Here is a 19,515-nt window from a genome sequence, read left to right on the forward strand (position 1 = left end):
CTCGCGCGATGGGGTCGGAAAAGCGTTGCGCGCGCCGGCGTGAAGTGCCGCAAAGGCAATGCCCGACGATAGCGCGAATTCTCCGCGCTCGCCATCGACCCGTTAAACTCGCCTGATCGAAACCAAAGCAATCCGCCGACCATACGCATGAACTCGCGTCATCCGCCGCTCTTCGGCATTTCGGGCCGCTCGGGCCAGGGCAAGACCACCTTGATCGAAGCGCTGTTGCCGTGGCTGCGCGCTCGCGGCATCACGGTCAACGTCATCAAGCACAGTCATCATTCCATCGAACTGGAGCCGCCGGGCAAGGACAGTGCGCGTTTTCGCCGCGCGGGCGCTGGGGAAGTGTTGATCGCATCGCCGTACCGGTATGCGATCGTGCGTGAGTTGAACGGCGACGCGGAGCCGCCGCTTGCCGAGCTGGCTGCGCGCCTGTCGCACGCGGACCTCGTGATCGTCGAAGGATTCGCGCGTGAAGCGATGCCGCGGCTCGAAGTCGTGCGTCCATCGGCGGGCCGCGATCCGCTCTACAAGACCGATGTGGAGATCGTTGCAATTGCAACCGACGATGCCGCCGCAATCGAGTCGGGCTTGCCGATGCTCGACCTGAACGACATCGCGAGCATCGGCGCGTTCATCTGCGAACGCGTGGGCATCGTGCTGAAGGATCAGCTCGCGGCGAGACCGTGACGCGCCATCGCCAGCGCTTCCTTCAATACATCGTTATCGCCGATGTGATTCGCGAGCAGCAGCACGAGCTTTGCGTTGAGCATCTGGCTCGCTTCGTCGGAGAGTCCGTTGTGCGTATCGATGAGGCGCTCGTAGAACGCATCGTGATCCGCGATATTCAGTTCGAGATTGAGCTTCATACGATTCATCATCCGTTGCAGGTTGCACGTTTTACCGCGGCCGTAACCGATGCGGCATCGAAGGCGCGCCAGCGCGCGCACACGTGTTGATCGGGACGCAGCAGATAGAACGTGCCGGGCCGTGCATCGAAGCGATGCGCGACCATGCCTTCCATATCCTCGATCACGGTCACGCCCGGCACGCTGCAGGTCATGCCTCGCGGCACGACGATCAGCGCACGCACGGGCAACGGCGCGTTCGCTAACGCGGCGAGGCTTTTCGCGCAGACATCGGGGCCGTGACCCAGCCCGCAGAAATAGATGCCCGTGAACGTGCCGCCGTGGGTCTGAGGCAAGAGCCACGCATCGCGGTCATCGACGCGCACGGGCGCATCCACGCACGGCGCGCCGGGAATCATCGCGCTATCGAAGGTGTCGCCTTCCGCATCGGGCGTATTGAGCGGCGAGTCGCGCAGCACGGCCGGCACCGAAAGACGTCCGCTGTTCGCCATGCGCCGCGCGAAGGCGCAATCTTTCGCGAGATTGAGCGTCGCGTCGCGAAAGAGGCGTGATACGGCGCTCTTCGGCGTGATGAAGTCGGTGGCGCGTGTCGAGTTGAGGATGTTTTCGTCGGCGGCGTATTCGCGTTCCGATGCGTAGGTGTCGAGCAGCGTGTGCGGCGCGTCGCCGTTCACGACGAGTTTCAGCTTCCACGCGAGATTGTCCGCGTCCTGCACGCCGCTGTTCGCGCCGCGCGCCCCGAAAGGCGACACGCCATGCGCAGAATCGCCCGCGAAAATGATGCGCCCATGCCTGAAGCTATCCATGCGCAGACACGAGAACGTGTACACGCTCACCCATTCCAGTTCGAATTCGGCGTCTTCGCCGAGCAGCGCCTTCACGCGCGGAATCACACGCTCGGGCGCTTTCTCCGCGACGGGGTCCGCGTCCCAGCCAAGCTGAAAATCTATGCGCCATACGTTATCCGGCTGACGATGCAGCAGCACCGACTGATTCCGATGAAACGGCGGGTCGAACCAGAACCAGCGCTCGGTCGGGAACGGCGCCTTCATCTTCACGTCGGCGATGAGGAAGCGGTCCTTGAACGTGCGGCCGTGGCTGTCGAGACCGAGGCATTTGCGCATCGGGCTGCGGGCACCATCGGCGGCCACGACGTACTGTGCCTTGAGCGGATAGATGCCATCGGGCGTTTCGACCTGCAATTCGACGTGATCTTCATGCTGCGTCACGCCGGTCACATTGCTTTTCCAGCGCAATTGCAGTTGCTCCAGCTCCATCGCGCGTTCGGCGAGAAAGCCTTCGACGTAGTACTGCTGCAGGTTGATGAACGCGGGGCGTGAATGCCCTGTTTCCGGCAGGAGATTGAACGTGTAGACGAGATCGTCATGCAGAAAGACCTTGCCGACATTCCAGCTCACGCCCTTCTCGATCATCCTGTCGCCGCAGCCGAGGCGATCGAAGATTTCCAGCGTGCGCTTGGCGAAGCAGATGGCGCGGGAGCCGGTCGAGACCGTGTCGTCGTTGTCGAGCAGCACCGTGCGCACGCCTTGCTGCGCGAGTTCGATCGCCGTTGCAAGACCGACGGGGCCCGCGCCGATCACGGCGACAGGATATGGCGATGACACGGGCGCATCATGCTCGGGTGCGCGCTCGTATTCGAAACGCAGACTGGCGTAGTTCACGGACATTCGATCGTCTCCATCGTCGGGCCTTCTGTCGTCTTTGCAAGACGCGTTCAGCTCGGGTGCGAATTTCTTCGCTCTGGGTTAGTTGTTTATCATTGTACAAGTGGTTTTATATTGTTGAATTTAGGTTTACCCGTAGAGTGGTTTCGTTTGCGGGTTGAGGTGGGTTCGCCGGATCCCGGGTTCGTGTCGGTCTATTAGCTCTGCCCCTGTGCGGGGCGGCAGTCACTTTCTTTGCTGCTGCAAAGAAAGTAACCAAAGAAACAGCTCGTCGAGGCCCGCGGTCACACGCAGTTTGGCCACACTTGCCAGCCGCCAATGGCCCTCGGCTAAGTGTCGCCCTCGAAGGACTTACCGGGTTTGGCTCGCGCACGGTCTGCCGCCCGAAACGTTTCAGCGCGCTGGTTCAGCACGAAAGAGCATCGGCACAGCGCTACGCGCTGCCGTGGGGTATGCGAGGGAAACCGTCGAAGAAGCGTGCGCAAACCCGATTGACCGGTCGGCCGCGAAGCGGGCCGGAGCCATTTGGTGCTGAACCAGTCAGTGAAGCGGTGCGATGTGTCAGACCGTGCGCGAGCCAAGCCCGGGAGGGCCTTCGAGGGCGACACTTAGGCGAGTGTCACCGCGGGCTGGCAAGCATGGCCAAACTGCGTGTGACCGCGGGCCTGAACGAGCTGCTTTCTTTGGTTACTTTCTTTGCAGCAGCAAAGAAAGTGACCCCCGCCCCGGGGAGGGGCAGTGCCAATAGACCGACACGAACACGGGATCCGGCGAAAACCAAACCCACGACACCTACAGTCGCATTCAAAATTCGCCAAAAATCAAACGGCAACAAACCCAAGCATCTTCGACACGCGCAGCGCACAAGCGTGCAGCGCCTTCGCGATGCCCCCATCCCAGGCACCATCGAACGACCCACTCGGCCCGATCGCCGTAATCGCAAGCACGATATTGCGCGTGTGATCAAACACCGGCGCGCTGATCGCGCTAATCCCGGCGACCGGTTCGTCGACCGCCCTCGCGATGCCATGCTCGCGCACTTCGCCGAGCATCGCGTCGATCTGCGCACGCGTATAGTCGCGACGCCCCGCCCCGATCTGCAACGCGCCCGCGCGCTCGATCGCGACGAGCGCATCGACCGTCATCGGCGGAAGATAGGCGGCGAACGCGCGGCCCGTCGCGGTCTGCAACAGCGACATCACCGTGCCCGTGCGCATCGTCACGTGGATCGGCACGCTCGCCTGCTGAATATGCACGATGGTCGGCCCATAGCTGCCCGCGCTCGCGAGCGCGACCGTATGCTCGATGCCCGGCGTCATGTTCGCCACTTCCGCAATCGCGAGACGCACCGGATCGACGCGCTGCAGGCTGATCAACCCCATTTGCAACGCGAACGGCCCGAGCTCGTAGCGGCCCGTCGCGGCGTCCTGCTGAATCAGGCCGAGATTGCCGTACGACACGAGATACGGATGCGCCTTCGCCGACGGCATGCCCGCCTTCCTGGCGAGATCGCCGAGCAGCATCGGCCCGCCATGATCAACCAGCGCACGCAAGAGCGCGCCCCCCACTTCGATCGATTGAATCCCCCGGCGCACTCCGCTCATGCCTGACCTTGTGTCGTTGTCGATGATGCGCGCGATGATAACCGCACTCGCATCGTCATGGTTTGGACCCGAGCCGGGCGATCAGTTCGCGATGTTGCGGATAACGTGCTTCCAGCGTGCCCGGCGCGGCGAGTTCGAACTCGCTGAACTCGAAGCCCGGCGCGACCGTGCAGCCGACGAGCGCCGCGCCCTCTTCATCGCGACACTCGGCCGCGAACCAGTCGCCCGCTTTGACGACCGCCTGAAACACCGTATCCGCATGTTCGAGCGCGTTGCCGAGACGATGCGTGACGAGCGCGCCGTTCGCATCGAGCACATGCACGTCGATCGGATCGCCTGCATAAAAATGCCAGACTTCGTCGGAGCGGATGCGATGCCATGCGGAATGCGCGCCGTCGCATAGCAGGAAGTAGATCGCGGTCGACGCCGAGCGCAATTCGCTTTCGTTCTCGCGCATGACGTTGCCGCTTGCGCGATACGTCTCGCGAAAGAATCCGCCTTCGGGATGCGGTTCGAGCTTCAGGCGCGCGATCAATTCCCGGCTGTCGATGCGTGTGCGTTGCATGTCGTTCCTTTGGCAGAGCGGTTGCGGTTCGCGTATTCTGCATCGGATTGCTCGTGCGGCCACTTCCCTTCATTCAATCGACGGACACCATGACTCTTTCCTCTTCCTTGCTGAATGCCTTCGTGCCGACGGGCACGCTGCGCGCATCGATCAATCTCGGCAATCCGATTCTCGCGCACCGGACCGACAGCGGCGAGCCGGGCGGCGTATCGGTGGATATCGCGCGCGAGCTCGCATCGCGGCTCGGCGTGCCCGTCGCGTTCACGTCGTTCGACCGCGCCGCGGAATCGGTCGAAACCGTCACGAACGGAGGCGCCGACATCGGCTTCTTCGCGATCGATCCGCTGCGCGGCGCGGGCATCGCGTTCACCGCGCCTTACGTGCTGATCGAAGGCTGCTATCTCGTGCGCGATGCGTCGCCGCTCACGCGCAACGAAGACGTCGATCGCGAAGGCAATCGCATCATGGTCGGCAAGGGCAGCGCATACGATCTCTTTCTCACGCGCGAGATCAAGCATGCGCAGATCGTGCGCACGGCGTTGTCGCAAACCGTGGTCGAAGAGTTTCTGCGCGATAACATCGAAGTAGCGGCGGGCGTGAAGCAGCAACTCGAAGCCGATGCGGCGCGCACGCCCGGCCTGCGTCTGCTCGACGGACGCTTCATGGTGATCCAGCAGGCGATGGGCTTGTCGAAGACGCGCGGTGACGAAGCCGCGCGCTATCTGAGCGAATTCGTCGAGGATGTCAAACGCTCGGGCTTCGTCGCCGAGGCGCTCGCGCGGCACGGCATCAAGGGCGCATCGGTTGCACCGGCCGCGCAGAGTTGAGCGACGCGATATGAGCGCGGACGTCACGCTCGCGGTCACGGACTGGATCGATGCGAGCTTCGAGCAGGACGTCGCGGGCGGCCTTGCCGCGTTCAATCGCGAGCGACTCGGGCCAAGCCAGCAGCGCGATCTCGCCGTGTCGCTGTACCGCGATGACGATTTCCTCGGCGGGCTCGCGGGCTACACCGCGTGGGACTGGCTCTTCGTGAAATGGCTGTGGATACGCGAGGACGCGCGCGGCGCCGGACTCGGCGCACGCGCGCTCGAAGCCGCCGAAAACGAGGCGAGAAAGCGCGGCTGCCGCGCCGCGTGGCTCGACACGGTCAATCCCGCGGCACGCGCGCTCTATGCGCGCCGCGGTTACGAAACCTTCGGCGAACTCGCCGATTTTCACGCCGGCCACACACGCTATTTCATGCAGAAGCGGTTTTGATCATCTGGCGTTTTGCATTACGCATGCATTGAACCATCTTGCATGATGCGTTTTGCATTACGCATTCAGTTTCAGCCGCTCCGCCACGCGCGCCGTGACCGCGCCACGCTGCGCCAGCGACGGCGCGCAACGTTCGCGCACATCGCTGACGACAGCCGCGGGCGCGTGCGCCGGATCGCCCGAGTCGAAAGGCGGCGCGGGCGCGTATTCCATCTGCAGTTGAATCGCCTGCGCCTCGTGTTCGCCGACGAGTTCCGCCGCGAGCGTCAGCGCGAAATCGATCCCCGCCGTAATGCCGCCGCCGGTAAACACGTTGCCGTCGCGCACCACGCGTCCGTGCACCGGTATGGCGCCCAGTTCCGCGAGCAGTTCGTGATACGCCCAGTGCGTCGTCGCGCGTTTGCCGCGCAACAGGCCCGCCGCGCCCAGCACGAGCGAACCGGTGCAAACCGACGTCACGTATCGCGCACTCGCCGCCTGCTTGCGAAGGAACGCGAGCGTTGCATCGTCCTCCATCAGGTCACCGACGCCCGAACCGCCCGGCACGCACAACACGTCGAGCGCGGGGCAATCGGCGTAAGTCGCGTCGGGCGTCAGGATCATGCCGGCGCTCGATTTCACCGGTTCGCGCGTCTTCGAGACGAGATGCACTTTCACGTCGGGCATGGACGCGAAAACGTCGTAGGGGCCGGTCATGTCGAGTTGCTGCACGCGGGGGAACAGCAACAGGCCGATGTGTAGCGTCATCGTCTTCTCCTTGGTCGATTGTATGCAGTAGACGAACCGATGCTACGCCGCTACGCTATGGCGAAGTTGACACATAACCCACGTTTTCCGCCAAATCTTCGGGAGACCGCCATGCCGACCGACGCCCCACGCACCATCGACGTGCTCGCCTTCCCTGACGTCCAGTTGCTCGATGTCGCCGGTCCCTTGCAGGTGTTCGCATCGGCGAACGATCTGGCCGTGGCGGCGGGCTTGCCAGCGCCGTATCGTCCGCGCGTCGTCTCGCGCAGCGGCACGGTCAACGCGTCGGCGGGACTGGGGCTCGTCGGCGACGTGTTGCCCGACGCAAACGAAGCGTGCGACACGCTGATCGTCGCGGGCGGATGGGGCGTGCACAGAGCGGTGCATGACCGCGAACTGGTCGACTGGGTGCGCGCGCGCTCGACGCACGCGCGGCGCACCGCGTCGGTCTGCACCGGCGCGTTTCTGCTCGCGGCGGCGGGCCTTTTGAACGAGCGCCGCGCGGTCACGCACTGGACGCGCTGCGCGGAGCTCGCCACGCGCTTTCCGGCGGTCCATGTCGAGCCCGATCCGATCTTCATCCGCGACGGCGACGTGTGGACGTCCGCCGGCGTCACGGCCGGCATCGATCTGTCGCTCGCGCTCGTCGAGGACGATCTCGGGCGCGCGCTCGCGCTCGACGTCGCGCGCCAGCTCGTCGTGTTCCTGAAGCGCCCCGGCGGCCAGGCGCAGTTCAGCGCGGCGCTGTCGCTGCAAAAATCGGGCGAACGCTTCGGCGAGTTGCACGCGTGGATCGCCGAAAACCTGGCGGCGGATTTGTCGGTCGGCGTGCTGGCCGCGCGCGTCGGCATGAGCGAGCGCAGCTTCGTGCGCCATTACCGCGCGCAGACCGGCACGACGCCCGCGCGCTCGATCGAACACATGCGCCTCGAAGCGGCGCGACGGCTGCTCGGCGATACGGCGCTGCCCGTGAAGCGTGTCGCCGCGCGCTGCGGCTTCGGCACCGAGGAAACCATGCGCCGTGGTTTTCTGCGTTCGCTCGGCGTGTCGCCGCAGGCGTATCGCGAGAGATTTACCGGACACGACCGCGCCGACGCCGCGCATCCGGCATGAATGCCCATATTGTTTCGTCGCGGCGGCTTTTTTTGTCCTGCGTACTCAAGCCTGTATGCTCGCTGCCGTTACCCCATTAAGAACGTTTGCTTGAGACGCGCGCCCCAGGCCGCGTGCGCACGCAGTCGCTGAACGAGAACCGCCCGCCGTGGCGACAATATGGCCTGGAGCGCCGATGAGTGTGTTTCCCGCGTACGACGCGCAGGTTGCCCGCGCAACCGCGGTCGAGCCTGCAGCCGTGACGGCGACCGACGACAAGGTCTTCGCCAGCGTCGCGCCATCGATCGACGCCTTGCTGCGCGAAGCCGCCGCGACGGGCTGTCCGCAGCAATGGGCGTGGTATCGCGCGGGCGAGCAATTGCATCTGGAGCGGCGCGGCGATGCGCCATTGCCCCACGCGCAAGCATGGCCGCACGACATCGCGGAAGAACGTCTCGCGGAGCTATGCGCGACGCAGGGCTGGCATTGCTGGCCGACCGGGCGCGGCGAAAGCGCACTCGGCTGGCTGCTCGCGCCCGTCACGCATCGCGACGACGCGCATCTTGCCGAACTCGCGCGCACGCTCGGCGAGCGCGTGCAGGCCGATGTTCTCGCGCGCGCACAACTCACGCAGCGAGTGCTCTATGAAATCGCGTATCTCGCGAGCTCGGTGCCCGAGCGTGCCGATTTTCTGCGGGGCGTGCACGAACGGCTCGGCACCCTCATCGACGCCGAGAACTTTTATCTCGCGCTCTACGATCGCAAGACGGGCCGGGTCACGTATCCGTATTACGTCGATGTGATCGATACCGATGTCGTCGCGGCAGAGAACTACGACATCCTGAATCCGGCGCATCTGTCGATGACCGGTCAGGTGCTCACGAGCGCGCAGCCGCTTTTCATCACCGCCGCCGATATCTGCGCGGCCGAGCGCGCGGGCCGTTTCTATTGCATCGGCGATCGCCCCGAGTTCTGGATGGGCGCGCCGCTCAAGAACGCCAGCGACGAAGTGTTCGGCATGCTCGCGATGCAGGTCTACGACGTGTCGCGCATCTACACCGCCGAGGACCGCGCGCTCTTTCTCGTCGTCGCGCGCCATGTGGCGATGGCTCTCGACCGTATCCTGCACCGCGCCGATCTCGAAGAGCAGGTCGCGCGGCGCACCTCCGAATTGTCGAAGCTCAACGCGGCGTTGCGTCATGGCATCGCGGAGCGCGAGCGTTCCGAGCACTTGCAGGCAGCGCTGTATCAGATCGCCGAGTTGTCGAGCCGTCCGGGCGACACGATGGAGTTCTTTCGCAGCCTGCACGGCATCGTCGGCGAGTTGCTCTATGCGCGCAACTTCTATATCGCGCTCTTCGAAACGAAGACGGGCGAAGTGTCGTTCCCGTATTACGTCGATGAGATCGTGCAGGAACGCCCCGCTCCGCGACGCAATCAGCGCGGCCTCACGGAGTATGTGATTCACGAGCGGCGCGCGCGACTCATCGATCATTCGGAAGCATTGCGTCTCATCGAAGAAGGCGCGTTCGAAATCGAGCACAGCGAAGTTCGCCTGCGCTCGTGGCTAGGCATTCCGCTATTCGATGGCGAAGTCGTGCGAGGCGTGCTCGCCGTGCAGAGCTATTCGCCGCTCGTGCGCTATTCGCTGCGCGATCAGGAATTGCTGACCTTCGTGTCGCGCCATATCGACACCGCGCTCTCGCGCCGTCGCGATGCCGAAGCGCTGCATGCCGCGAACCTCGAACTCGAAGCACGCGTGCAGGCCCGCACGCGCGAACTCGACGATGTCAACGCGCGCCTCGTCTACGAGAACTCGCACGATGCATTGACGGGCCTGCCCAATCGCAGCCATCTGATGCAGAGATTGCGTTGCGCATGGCGTGACTATCAGACGCGCGGCGAACAGCTTTCGGTGATGTTCATCGACCTCGACCGCTTCAAGGTCGTCAACGACAGTCTCGGCCATCACTTCGGCGACATGCTGCTCGTGCAGGCCGCCGCGCGTCTGCGCGATTGCCTGCGCGCGACGGATCTGCTCGCGCGTCTGGGCGGCGATGAATTCGCCGTGCTCTCGCCGAATGCGCACTTGCGCGATGCGGTATCGATCGCTAAGCGCATTCTCGCCGCGTTCGATCTGCCGTTTCATATCGAAGAACATGTCGTGTTTTCGTCGTGCAGCATCGGCATCGTGAGTGCGGACAGTCAGTTCCATACCGAGCCCGCGGATCTTTTGCGCGATGCCGATACCGCGATGTATCGCGTGAAGAACGCGGGCCGCGACAGCTTCGTCGTGTTCAATCAGGAACTGCGACGTCAGGTGTCGGACCAGGTGGAACGCGAAGGCGCGCTGCGCAATGCGATCAAGCGCGACGACGAACTGCTGCCCTACTTTCAGCCTATCGTCGATGTGAAGAGTGGCGAAGTCGTCGCGCTCGAAGCATTGATACGCTGGCGTCAGCCCGATGGACGCCTCGTCGGGCCGGGGGAGTTCCTTCCTTCGGTCGAGGGCTTGAGACTCATTGGCAGGCTCGATCTCTACATGCTCGAGCGCGTTGCGGCGATCCTCTCCAACGCGCACTTTGCGCACTGGCCGCCGGTGCATGTGAATTGCTCCAGCTATAGCATGACGCGCCCTGAATTCGCCGACGACGTGCTCGCGCTGTTGCGACGTTATCGCGTGTCGCCGTCGCGTGTATGTCTCGAGTTGACGGAAGGCGCGCTCGTCGCCGAACCCGCGCTCGCGCGCCGCACGATGCAGCGCCTCGCGGACAACGGCATGTCCGTGGTGCTCGATGATTTCGGCGCCGGCTTCTCGTCGCTCAGTTACGTGCACCAGTATCAGTTCACAGGCCTGAAGATCGACAAGTCATTCATTCTCGAACTGACCGAAAGTCCGCGCAGCCGGGCGATCGTGCGGGCCATCGTGCGGATGGCCGAATCGCTCGATCTGACGCTGGTTGCGGAAGGCGTCGAGGATGCGGCCACGCTCGCCGTGCTGCGCGATATGGGCGCAGCGCAAGCGCAGGGCTATTTCTTCGACAAGCCGCTGCCGCTCGACGCACTCACCCGCGCATCGCTCGCACCGCGTTCGACGACGGCAAGCGCGGCGCTATAAGCGCCTTATACGCCTCATCCAGACGCGACGGGTACGCCCGTTGCTGATTCGTAAGCGTTATCGTCGAATCGAAAGGAGGCGTAAATGGCACAGCATCCCGCGCATTCGCAGAATCATCGACATCCGGACGAGCCGCCGCCGGAAGAGATCGCACGCGCGCTCAAGGGCGCCGATTTTCCGATGGGCAAGGAAAAGCTCATGGCGCTGGCAAAAAGCAATGGCGCGGACGGCGAAGTCATCGCCGTGCTCGACAAGATCACCAATCGTAATTTCGACAGCGCGGACGCAGTAATGCGCGAGGCAATGCGTGCGGGCTGATCTCGCGCGTGTTTTCGCGCGGATACCGCAATGCGGCATTATTATCGGAGCAATGCACTCGGGATAGGGTAATCCCTTGTCTTGAAACTATCGATGGCGGACGCTATAGATAAATTAAATGAACGCCGGTGCAATTTCTAATCGTGCATCATGTGTTATCGCGCTAGGATTAAAGAGCGTCGATTTGGGATGCGCGGCTTTGCACGGCGCCCGCAGCAGATGAACCGCGCAATGGCCTGGCATCCGTCTGGCCAATCAAGCACAAGGAGGCTCTATGAAGTGGGAAACCCCGAGTTTCACCGATATGCGCTTCGGCTTCGAAATCACGATGTACATAGCCACCCGCTAATCGGAAATGACAAAACGGCCATAAAAGTGGCCGTTTTGTTTTTCGGGTTATCGGAAGATCGCTATTTTCGTTGCAGCGGTTCCGTATGCTTATTCGCTGGACGGGGAAGATCCGCATCCTGTGCGTCGAAACCGCCTTTGCCCGCGACCTCCGGCTCATTGCCCGAGCCATAAGGCACTTCCGCCGTCTGATGCGGATGCTGATCCAGCCGCCGATTCTCCGGTTCGATTTCCGCCGAATTCGGATTAGGCGCCGAATGCGGTTGTTGGTGACGCTTCTCTTCGCTATCGCTCATCGTCAGTCTCCTTTCGAGCTAGTCGAAAGCTTTGCAGCAACGCGCGTTCCACTGCCTGCAAATAAAAAGGCCCGCATCTGATTGCGGGCCCTCATTACCATCACAGTGGCAAAAAACTCAGATCGCCTGCGTCGTGAGCGCCGAGCCGATTACCTCGTTCGCCACCGCATCCACGGCCTGCTTGACGATACCGACGATTTCGTCCACTTCGGCGCGCGTAGTGACGAGCGGCGGCGCAAAGCCGAGGATATCGCCGTGCGGCATCGCGCGTGCGATCACGCCGCGTTCGAGCGCCGCCGCCGATACCTTCGGGCCGACCTTCAGCGCCGCATCGAACGGCGTGCGCGCGTCCTTGTCGGCCATGAATTCGAGCGCCGCAAGCATGCCCGCGCCGCGCACTTCACCGACGAGCGGATGCGCATCGAAAGCCGTGTGCAACTGCTGCTGCAGATACGCGCCGACATCGGCAGCATTCTGCGTGAGGTTCTCGCGTTCGAGGATATCCAGATTGGCGATCGCCGCGGCCGCGCAAATCGGATGTCCCGAATAGGTCCAGCCGTGACCCATCGGACCGAATTCCTGCGAACCCTTTTCGATAACATCCCAAACCTTCTCGCCGACGATCACGCCCGACAGCGGCGCATACGCGCTCGTCAGGCCCTTCGCGACGGTGATGAGGTCCGGTTTGATGCCGAAGTGCTGCGCGCCCATCTTCGAGCCGAGACGGCCGAAGCCGCACACGACTTCATCGGAGATAAGAAGGATGTCGTGCTTCCTGAGCACGTCCTGGATCGCTTCCCAATAGCCTTGCGGCGGCGCGATGATGCCGCCCGTGCCCATCACCGGTTCGGCGATGAATGCGGCGATCGTATCGGCGCCTTCCTTCGCGATCAGCTTTTCCAGCTCTTCCACGCAATACGCGGTGAATTGCGCTTCGCTCATGCCGGCCGGCGCCTTGCGATACCAGTGCGGGCAAACCGTGTGCTTCACGCGTTCGATCGGCAGATCGAAGTTCTGATGAAAGCTCGGCAATCCCGTGAGGCTGCCTGTCACGATGCCCGAGCCGTGATAGCCGCGCTCGCGCGAAATGATCTTCTTCTTGTTCGGACGGCCGAGCACATTGTTGTAGTACCAGACGATCTTGATCTGCGTTTCGTTCGCATCCGATCCCGACATGCCGTAGTACACCTTCTTCATGCCTTCGGGCGACCAGTCGATGATGCGCGAGGACAATTCGATGATCGTATCCGTCGAGTGACCGACATACGTGTGGTAATACGCGAGCTTTTTCGCCTGCTCATAGATCGCTTCCGCGACTTCGGTGCGGCCATAGCCGATGTTCACGCAATAGAGGCCCGCGAATGCATCGATATAACTTTTGCCCTGATGATCCTGAATGCGGATGCCCTTCGCGCCCGTGACGATCTTGCCGGGCAGCGCGCCGCTGGCGTGATCGTGCGCGTGAGTCGACGGATGCATGAAATGCGCGCGGTCTTCGGCGAACAGTTGATCGAGCGATTGGTTTTGCTGGGACATAAGCTTCTCCTTGATTCGATGATGCGTGTCTTTGAGGATGTTTCTTTCAGGCCGCGCTCGTGAGCGGCAGGCCGAGATTGCCGAGGCAAAAGTATTTCGTTTCGACGAAGGGCTCGAAGCCTTCAGCGCCGCCTTCGCGGCCGAGACCCGATGCCTTCACGCCACCGAACGGAATCGGTGCGCCGGTGAACTTCACGCCATTGACCGACACCATCGCGAAGTCGAGCCGACGCACGAGCTGGAAGATCGTGTCGATGCGATTCGCGCAGACGTAGGCGGCGAGGCCGTACTCCGTGTCGTTCGCGCGCGTGACGGCTTCGTCGAGCGTATCGAACGGGGAAATCGCGGAGATCGGCGCGAAGTTCTCTTCGTCGTAGATGCGCATGCCTGGTTTGGCATCGGCGACGACGGTCGGTTCATAAAACCAGCCACCGAGCGCATGCGCATTGCCGCCCACGGTGATGCGCGCGCCCTGCGCTTTCGCATCCTCGACGCGCGCGACGGTCGCATCGAATGCGGCCTGATGCATGAGCGGACCGACATCGACATCCGCTTCGAATGCGGTCCCTACTTTCAGCTCTTTTACCGCATCCGTATAGCGTTCGACGAATCGTTCGTAAAGTGGACGCGCGACGAGAATGCGGTTTGCAGCGCAGCAATCCTGACCCGACGTTTGAAACTTAGCGCCCACTGCGACGCGCACGGCCTGTTCCAGGTCCGCATCTTCCGTCACGATGAAAGGCGCATTGCCGCCCAGTTCCAGCGCGAGCTTCTTGATGCCCGCTTGCGTGGCTGTCTTCGCCACGAGACCGCCGACGCGTGTCGAACCCGTGAAACTCACGGCGCGCACACGTGTATCGCTGACGAGCGTTTCCATCGCCATTTGCGGTTCGCCGATGACGACGTTGAACACGCCCGGCGGGAAGCCGGCTTCTTCGGCGAGTTGCGCGAGCGCGATCGCGGAGAACGGCGTTTCGTGCGCGGGTTTCACGACGACGGTACAGCCGGCTGCGATGGCGGCGGCGGCTTTGCGCGTGATCATCGCGACCGGGAAATTCCACGGTGTGATGAGTGCTGCGACACCGACCGGCTCCATCACCGTGCCGAGATGCGCGCCGTCGATATGCGTGGGAATGGTGCGGCCCGTCAGACGCTTGGCTTCGTTCGCGAACCATTCGATGAAACTCGCCGCGTATGCGATCTCGCCTTTGGATTCGGCGAGCGGCTTGCCCTGTTCGAGAGACAAAATGCCCGCTAGGTCGGACTGATGACGCATGATGAGTTCGTGCCAGCGCAAGAGCAGCGCGCTGCGCTTTTGTTGCGGCATCCAGCGCCAGGACTGGAATGCGCGATCGGCGGCGTCGATTGCGTTTTTGATTTGCGATTGCTCGAGCATCGGGACGTGGCCGATAACTTTTTGATCCGCGGGGTTGGTTACCGCGATCGATGCGGCGCTTTCGCTGTGAACCCAGCGGCCGTCGATATAACACAGCGATTTGAATAGAACGGGATGGCCCAGTAGCATGTTTTGTCTCCTTGCTCACAGCGTGCGTTGATTCGATGCATCTAGTTTATGGGGCATGCGGTCGGTGGTTTTTTTGTTATCGCTGTGGTGGGTTGGTGTTTTTTCTGTTTGGGTTTGTGGGTCTTGGGGGTTTTTCGGGTTTCGTGGAATCCTGATTTCGCGGTGGTCTATTGGCACTGCCCCTCCCCGGGGCGGGGGTCACTTTCTTTGCTGCTGCAAAGAAAGTAACCAAAGAAAGCAGCTTCTCATCGCCCGCGGTCACACGCACGTTGGCCATGCTTGCCAGCCGCGCGTGGCCCTCGCCTAAGTGTCGCCCTCGAAGGCCCACTCGGGCTTGGCTCGCGCACGGTCTGACGAGCTAGAAGTTTTAGGGCGCTGGTTCAGCACGAAAGAGCTTCGGCACAGCGCTTCGCGCTGCCGTGGGGTATGCAAGGGAAACCATCGAAGAAGCGTGCGCCGACCGGATTGACCGGTCGGCCGCGTAGCGGGCCGGAGCTATTTGGTGCTGAACCAGTTTGTTCTGTGGTGCGATGAGTCAGACCGTGCGCGAGCCAAGCCCCTGTCTGCTTGTGAGGGCACTCTCTACTGCCGGGCCATTCAGCCAATCGTCTGTGCCGCGGCCGGTGTGAAGTGCTTAGGCTGGGGATAGCTGTTTCTTTGGTTACTTTCTTTGCAGCAGCAAAGAAAGTGACTGCCGCCCCGCACAGGGGCAGTGCTAATAGACCAACACGAAATCAGGATTCCACGAAAACGAAAGCGAAAGCAAAAGCAAAAGCAAAAAGCGAGAGCAAAAAAGATCACACCAAATCATCAACCCCATCCGGCGGACCCCCCGCCACATCCTTAACGACTTTAGTAACGATATAAGTGAAATACCTCTCGATCCCCAACTCCTCGACGAGCAAAGAATCGATGAACCGCTGATAGTGATCGATATCCCGCGCCACGACGTGCAGCACATAATCCACGCCACCCCCGGTGGCAAAACATTGCACGATCTCGGAAGCAGAAGAAACGCGCTCCTCGAAACGCCGCATATCCTGCGCGGTATGACGCGAAAGCGTCACCTCCACGACGATACGGCTGCCCTTGAAAGCAGCCGTCCAGTCGATATCCGCGCGATAACCCTTGATGAGTCCGCTGTCTTCGAGTTTCTTCACGCGCTCCCATGCCGGCGAGATCGACAGATTGACCTCATCCGCCAGGCGCGATTTCGTAATGCGGCCATCCCGCGCAAGAATGCGCAGAATGGCCAGATCGTAGCGGTCGAGCTTGATCAAATTACACGCTCACAGCAATGTTGCGTTCGACGATATCCGCGACCACAGCCACGGTATCGCCCGTTTGTACAAGGCCCGGAAAATGCCGCGCCGCCAGCAACCCGTCACGCTTCGCGCGATATTCGACCGGCGCCGCGCCCGTGCGCGTGATGTCATGCACGCGCGCGAGCACGTCGTTCGCCTTCACCATGTCGCCGAGATCGCGGCACATTTCGAGCAGGCCCGTATGCTCGCTCGTCGTGTAGCAAGAACCGTCCGGCATGTCGAGCAGCGTCGTCGTACGCGCCTCGCCGCGCGTCACCCCTTTTTCGATGATGCCAGCATACGCGAGAAAGCCATGCACGCCACGCTCCGCGACCGCAACGCTCTTCGCGCTCGACGAGCCGCCGCCGCCCAGTTCCGTCGATACGAACACCTTGCCCGCTTCCTCCGCCGCGCTGTCATAAAGACCGATGCTATCGAGCTCCAGCATGCGCATCGAGTACGGCGCGCCGAACGCGCGCATCGCTGCTTCGCAGCGCGATTGCTGCGTCGCGTCGTTCAGCACGTGAATCGCCGCGAACGGCAGGAAGTCGAGCGTGCGGCCGCCCGCGTGGATATCGAGCACGTAATCGGCAAGCGGCAACAGATGACGCTGAAAGTAATCCGCGATCTTCTCCGTCACCGTGCCGTCCGGCTTGCCGGGAAAGCTGCGATTCAGGTTGCCCGCATCGATCGGCGAAGTGCGTGAGCCCGCGCGAAACGCGGGATAGTTCATGAACGGCACGATGATCACGCGGCCGTTCACATCACTCGCCTTCAACGTCGATGCGAGCTTCGCGAGCGCGATCGGCCCTTCGTACTCGTCGCCGTGATTGCCGCCCGTGAGCAGCGCCGTCGGTCCGTCGCCGCGCTTGATCACGGTGACCGGAATCATCACGGCGCCCCACGCGGAATCGTTGCGCGAGTACGGCAGCTTCAGGAAGCCGTGCTGTTCGCCATTGGCGTCGAAGTCGACGGTCGGGCTGATCGGTGACGCGCGCATCGTGCTACTCCTTCACGAACAATTTGCGAGGCGTGTTGCAGAAGGTCTCGACGCCGGTATCCGTAATCAGGATGCTCTCCGTGATTTCGAGGCCCCAGTCGTCGAGCCACAGGCCCGGCATGAAGTGGAACGTCATGCCGGGTTCGAGGACAGTCTTGTCCCCGGGACGCAAACTCATCGTGCGTTCGCCCCAGTCGGGCGGATAGCTCGCGCCGATCGGATAGCCGCAGCGGCTGTCCTTCTCGATGCCGAACTTGCGCAGCACCGCGAAGAACGCATTGGCGATGTCCTCGGTCTTGTTGCCCGGCTTCGCCATCGCGAGACCCGCTTCGATGCCTTCGACAACCGCCTTCTCGCCTTCGATGAAATGCTGCGGCGGCTTGCCGAGATACACCGTGCGCGAGAGCGGGCAGTGATAACGCCTGAAGCAGCCGGCGATTTCGAAGAACGTGCCCGCGTTCGCTGTGAATGCCGAGTCGTCCCATGTGAGATGCGGCGCGGCGGCATCGGAACCGGTCGGCAACAGCGGCACGATCGCAGGATAGTCGCCGCCATAACCATCGGCGCCCGTAATGCCCGCTTCGTAAATCTGCGCGACGAGGTCGCTCTTCTTCATGCCCGGCTCGACCTTGTCGAGAATGCGCGCATGCATCTTCTCGACGATGCGCGCCGCGACACGCATATATTCGATCTCACGCGGCGACTTCACCGCGCGCTGCCAGTTCACGAGCGCGGTGGCATCCACGAACTTCGCGTCCGGCAGATGCTGCGTCAACGACGCATACGCCTTCGCGCTGAAGTAGTAGTTGTCCATCTCGACGCCGATGCGCTTCTTGTCCCAGCCGCGCGCTGCGATCACTTCGCTCGACAGGTAATCCATCGGATGGCGCACCGACGACTGCACATAGTGATCCGGATAGCCGACGATGTTGTCGTGCGACATGAACACCGTGCGCTTCGCACCGTTCGCATCCTGGCCCCGGCCATACCAGACCGGCTCGCCTTCCATCGCGAGCAGCACGCATTGATGCACGTAGAACGACCAGCCATCGTAGCCCGTGAGCCACGCCATGTTGGTCGGGTCGGTCACGATCATCAGATCGATGCCCGCCTTCTCCATCGCACGCCGCGTCTTCGCGATGCGCGCGTCGTACTCGCTGCGCTCGAACGGCAGGCGTACCACGGGCGCCCCTCGTTCATCCGCTTTCTTCTGTTGCATGATTTCGGACATCGTCCCCTCTATCAAGCGGTCACATCGTTGTGGAAAATGGTTCCTGCATGACTCGCGCGCGCACGCTGAATGGCGAGCGTTGCGATCGCGGTGTCCTGTGCGCCGGTGCCGGTGAGATCGCACACGGTGATTTCGTCATCGTGTGCGCGGCCCTGCGCCTTTTGCGCGATGACTTCGCCGAGCTCGGCAAATGAAGCATCGGCTGCGATCACGCCGCTTTCGATCGCATGATGCAGTTCGCCCAGCACACGCACTTGCTGCAAGCGGTCGCATACGTAGCGCGCTTTCGCAAACACGTCCGGCGCGATTTCGTTCTTGTGCTCGGCATCCGATCCCATCGCCGTGATATGCAGGCCGGGATGCAGATCGCGCGCGTGAATCAAAGGCTCGCGGCTCGGCGTTGTCGTGATGGCGATGTCCGCGTGCTTGAGCGCCTCATTGACGCTGCCTGCGACATCGCACGGCAAGCCTTCGCAATCACGCGCGAATCGATGCGCGCTCTCGGCATCGCGCGCCCATACGGTGACGTGCTCGATATCGCGCACGAGCCGCAATGCCTTCAATTGCAGACGCGCCTGCTCGCCCGCGCCGATGATCGCCACGCGCTTCGCATCCTTGCGCGCGAGCCAGCGTGATGCGACAGCACCCGCCGCAGCGGTGCGCACCGCGGTGAGATAACCGTTGTCGAGCAACACGGCCTCGGTGAGGCCCGTGCGCGCCGACAACACCAGCATCAGGCCGTTCAGGCTCGGCAAACCGAGCGACGGATTGTTGAAGAAGCCCGGGCTCACCTTGATCGCGAAGCTCGGAAAGCGCGGCAAATAAGCGGTTTTCACATCGACTTCGCCCGCGTGCTCGGGAATGTCGAGACGGAGGATCGGCGGCATCGCAACGGCTTCGGTCGCAAGCGATCTGAACGCGGCTTCGACTTGTTCGATCGCGTCGAGGTCGAGCGGCACGAGCTTGCGCAATTGCGCCTGCCCGAGCAGCACGGTGGAGGTATCGATGTTGGACATG

19 protein-coding genes are annotated in these 19,515 nt (G+C 62.5%); 7 read left to right on the plus strand and 12 right to left on the minus strand.

All coding sequences use genetic code 11. The features are described from left to right. The first annotated feature begins 147 nt into the window (after positions 1-147). A complete protein-coding gene (gene mobB / locus QCE73_RS30680; RefSeq protein WP_309884863.1) occupies positions 148-690 on the plus strand; it encodes a molybdopterin-guanine dinucleotide biosynthesis protein B in 543 nt (180 codons plus the stop codon). On the opposite strand, the gene QCE73_RS30685 is transcribed toward mobB, so the two are convergent. From QCE73_RS30685 to QCE73_RS30700, 4 genes are all read right to left on the minus strand, one after another. Further along, a complete protein-coding gene (locus QCE73_RS30685; protein ID WP_035503765.1) occupies positions 669-878 on the minus strand; it encodes a DUF2783 domain-containing protein in 210 nt (69 codons plus the stop codon). The two genes, mobB and QCE73_RS30685, sit on opposite strands and share 22 nt — an antisense overlap. After that, positions 878-2,557, minus strand: a complete 1,680-nt coding sequence (locus QCE73_RS30690) for an FAD-dependent oxidoreductase (RefSeq protein WP_309884864.1) — start codon at positions 2,555-2,557, stop codon at positions 878-880. The genes QCE73_RS30685 and QCE73_RS30690 overlap by 1 nt, the downstream gene beginning before the upstream one ends. 818 nt (positions 2,558-3,375) lie before the next feature. Further along, a complete protein-coding gene (locus tag QCE73_RS30695; RefSeq protein WP_309884865.1) occupies positions 3,376-4,158 on the minus strand; it encodes an IclR family transcriptional regulator in 783 nt (260 codons plus the stop codon). 55 nt (positions 4,159-4,213) lie between these two features. Beyond that, on the minus strand, positions 4,214-4,723 hold the full coding sequence (locus QCE73_RS30700) for a cupin domain-containing protein (protein ID WP_309884866.1): 510 nt from the start codon (positions 4,721-4,723) through the stop codon (positions 4,214-4,216). An 89-nt stretch (positions 4,724-4,812) separates the two neighbouring features. On the opposite strand from QCE73_RS30700, the gene QCE73_RS30705 reads away from it, so the two are divergent. Both QCE73_RS30705 and QCE73_RS30710 read left to right on the plus strand, forming a co-directional pair. Continuing rightward, on the plus strand, positions 4,813-5,550 hold the full coding sequence (locus tag QCE73_RS30705; protein ID WP_309884867.1) for an ABC transporter substrate-binding protein: 738 nt from the start codon (positions 4,813-4,815) through the stop codon (positions 5,548-5,550). A gap of 10 nt (positions 5,551-5,560) precedes the next feature. After that, entirely contained in the window at positions 5,561-5,983 is a 423-nt protein-coding gene (locus tag QCE73_RS30710; RefSeq protein ID WP_035511545.1) for an N-acetyltransferase, read from the plus strand. A 57-nt stretch (positions 5,984-6,040) separates the two neighbouring features. On the opposite strand, the gene QCE73_RS30715 is transcribed toward QCE73_RS30710, so the two are convergent. Further along, the gene (locus QCE73_RS30715) at positions 6,041-6,730 is read right to left on the minus strand and encodes a DJ-1/PfpI family protein (RefSeq protein ID WP_309884868.1); all 690 of its coding nucleotides are present in this window, start codon (positions 6,728-6,730) and stop codon (positions 6,041-6,043) included. A 57-nt stretch (positions 6,731-6,787) separates the two neighbouring features. On the opposite strand from QCE73_RS30715, the gene QCE73_RS30720 reads away from it, so the two are divergent. The 4 genes from QCE73_RS30720 (at position 6,788) to pqqA (ending at position 11,607) form a co-directional block, all read left to right on the plus strand. After that, the gene (locus tag QCE73_RS30720) at positions 6,788-7,843 is read left to right on the plus strand and encodes a helix-turn-helix domain-containing protein (protein WP_309884869.1); all 1,056 of its coding nucleotides are present in this window, start codon (positions 6,788-6,790) and stop codon (positions 7,841-7,843) included. 175 nt (positions 7,844-8,018) lie between these two features. Then, on the plus strand, positions 8,019-10,940 hold the full coding sequence (locus tag QCE73_RS30725) for an EAL domain-containing protein (RefSeq protein WP_309884870.1): 2,922 nt from the start codon (positions 8,019-8,021) through the stop codon (positions 10,938-10,940). An 84-nt stretch (positions 10,941-11,024) separates the two neighbouring features. Beyond that, the gene (locus QCE73_RS30730; protein ID WP_309884871.1) at positions 11,025-11,258 is read left to right on the plus strand and encodes a DUF2795 domain-containing protein; all 234 of its coding nucleotides are present in this window, start codon (positions 11,025-11,027) and stop codon (positions 11,256-11,258) included. A 274-nt stretch (positions 11,259-11,532) separates the two neighbouring features. Further along, on the plus strand, positions 11,533-11,607 hold the full coding sequence (gene pqqA, locus QCE73_RS30735) for a pyrroloquinoline quinone precursor peptide PqqA (protein WP_008353049.1): 75 nt from the start codon (positions 11,533-11,535) through the stop codon (positions 11,605-11,607). A 61-nt stretch (positions 11,608-11,668) separates the two neighbouring features. Here pqqA and QCE73_RS30740 read toward each other — a convergent pair whose 3' ends face one another. From QCE73_RS30740 to QCE73_RS30770, 7 genes are all read right to left on the minus strand, one after another. Then, positions 11,669-11,902 carry a hypothetical protein gene (locus tag QCE73_RS30740; RefSeq protein WP_309884872.1) on the minus strand — a complete coding sequence of 78 codons (234 nt, stop codon included), beginning with the start codon at positions 11,900-11,902 and terminating at the stop codon, positions 11,669-11,671. Positions 11,903-12,019: 117 nt separating this feature from the next. Beyond that, positions 12,020-13,438 (minus strand): aspartate aminotransferase family protein, encoded by a 1,419-nt coding sequence (locus QCE73_RS30745; RefSeq protein ID WP_309884873.1) that lies wholly within the window; start codon positions 13,436-13,438, stop codon positions 12,020-12,022. Positions 13,439-13,484: 46 nt separating this feature from the next. Continuing rightward, positions 13,485-14,963 (minus strand): NAD-dependent succinate-semialdehyde dehydrogenase, encoded by a 1,479-nt coding sequence (locus tag QCE73_RS30750; RefSeq protein WP_309884874.1) that lies wholly within the window; start codon positions 14,961-14,963, stop codon positions 13,485-13,487. 797 nt (positions 14,964-15,760) lie between these two features. Further along, the gene (locus tag QCE73_RS30755; protein WP_035505976.1) at positions 15,761-16,243 is read right to left on the minus strand and encodes an Lrp/AsnC family transcriptional regulator; all 483 of its coding nucleotides are present in this window, start codon (positions 16,241-16,243) and stop codon (positions 15,761-15,763) included. Between the two features lies 1 nt (position 16,244). Beyond that, positions 16,245-17,267, minus strand: coding sequence for a N(2)-acetyl-L-2,4-diaminobutanoate deacetylase DoeB (gene doeB / locus QCE73_RS30760; RefSeq protein ID WP_309884875.1), 1,023 nt, complete (start codon positions 17,265-17,267; stop codon positions 16,245-16,247). 4 nt (positions 17,268-17,271) lie between these two features. Further along, positions 17,272-18,498, minus strand: coding sequence for an ectoine hydrolase DoeA (gene doeA, locus QCE73_RS30765; RefSeq protein WP_309884876.1), 1,227 nt, complete (start codon positions 18,496-18,498; stop codon positions 17,272-17,274). A gap of 11 nt (positions 18,499-18,509) precedes the next feature. Further along, positions 18,510-19,514 (minus strand): cyclodeaminase, encoded by a 1,005-nt coding sequence (locus QCE73_RS30770; RefSeq protein WP_309884878.1) that lies wholly within the window; start codon positions 19,512-19,514, stop codon positions 18,510-18,512. Position 19,515 lies beyond the last annotated feature (1 nt).

It is taken from the genome of Caballeronia sp. LZ029, from assembly GCF_031451275.1.
Taxonomy (GTDB): domain Bacteria; phylum Pseudomonadota; class Gammaproteobacteria; order Burkholderiales; family Burkholderiaceae; genus Caballeronia; species Caballeronia jiangsuensis.

Excerpts from the sequence above, each read along its gene's own strand:
- mobB (WP_309884863.1), top strand. The coding sequence starts at position 148 with ATGAACTCGCGTCATCCGCCGCTCTTCGGCATTTCGGGCCGCTCGGGC.
- QCE73_RS30685 (WP_035503765.1), bottom strand. The coding sequence starts at position 878 with ATGAATCGTATGAAGCTCAATCTCGAACTGAATATCGCGGATCACGAT.
- QCE73_RS30690 (WP_309884864.1), bottom strand. The coding sequence starts at position 2,557 with ATGTCCGTGAACTACGCCAGTCTGCGTTTCGAATACGAGCGCGCACCC.
- QCE73_RS30695 (WP_309884865.1), bottom strand. The coding sequence starts at position 4,158 with ATGAGCGGAGTGCGCCGGGGGATTCAATCGATCGAAGTGGGGGGCGCG.
- QCE73_RS30700 (WP_309884866.1), bottom strand. The coding sequence starts at position 4,723 with ATGCAACGCACACGCATCGACAGCCGGGAATTGATCGCGCGCCTGAAG.
- QCE73_RS30705 (WP_309884867.1), top strand. The coding sequence starts at position 4,813 with ATGACTCTTTCCTCTTCCTTGCTGAATGCCTTCGTGCCGACGGGCACG.
- QCE73_RS30710 (WP_035511545.1), top strand. The coding sequence starts at position 5,561 with ATGAGCGCGGACGTCACGCTCGCGGTCACGGACTGGATCGATGCGAGC.
- QCE73_RS30715 (WP_309884868.1), bottom strand. The coding sequence starts at position 6,730 with ATGACGCTACACATCGGCCTGTTGCTGTTCCCCCGCGTGCAGCAACTC.
- QCE73_RS30720 (WP_309884869.1), top strand. The coding sequence starts at position 6,788 with ATGGCGAAGTTGACACATAACCCACGTTTTCCGCCAAATCTTCGGGAG.
- QCE73_RS30725 (WP_309884870.1), top strand. The coding sequence starts at position 8,019 with ATGAGTGTGTTTCCCGCGTACGACGCGCAGGTTGCCCGCGCAACCGCG.
- QCE73_RS30730 (WP_309884871.1), top strand. The coding sequence starts at position 11,025 with ATGGCACAGCATCCCGCGCATTCGCAGAATCATCGACATCCGGACGAG.
- QCE73_RS30740 (WP_309884872.1), bottom strand. The coding sequence starts at position 11,902 with ATGAGCGATAGCGAAGAGAAGCGTCACCAACAACCGCATTCGGCGCCT.
- QCE73_RS30745 (WP_309884873.1), bottom strand. The coding sequence starts at position 13,438 with ATGTCCCAGCAAAACCAATCGCTCGATCAACTGTTCGCCGAAGACCGC.
- QCE73_RS30750 (WP_309884874.1), bottom strand. The coding sequence starts at position 14,963 with ATGCTACTGGGCCATCCCGTTCTATTCAAATCGCTGTGTTATATCGAC.
- doeB (WP_309884875.1), bottom strand. The coding sequence starts at position 17,267 with ATGCGCGCGTCACCGATCAGCCCGACCGTCGACTTCGACGCCAATGGC.
- doeA (WP_309884876.1), bottom strand. The coding sequence starts at position 18,498 with ATGTCCGAAATCATGCAACAGAAGAAAGCGGATGAACGAGGGGCGCCC.
- QCE73_RS30770 (WP_309884878.1), bottom strand. The coding sequence starts at position 19,514 with ATGTCCAACATCGATACCTCCACCGTGCTGCTCGGGCAGGCGCAATTG.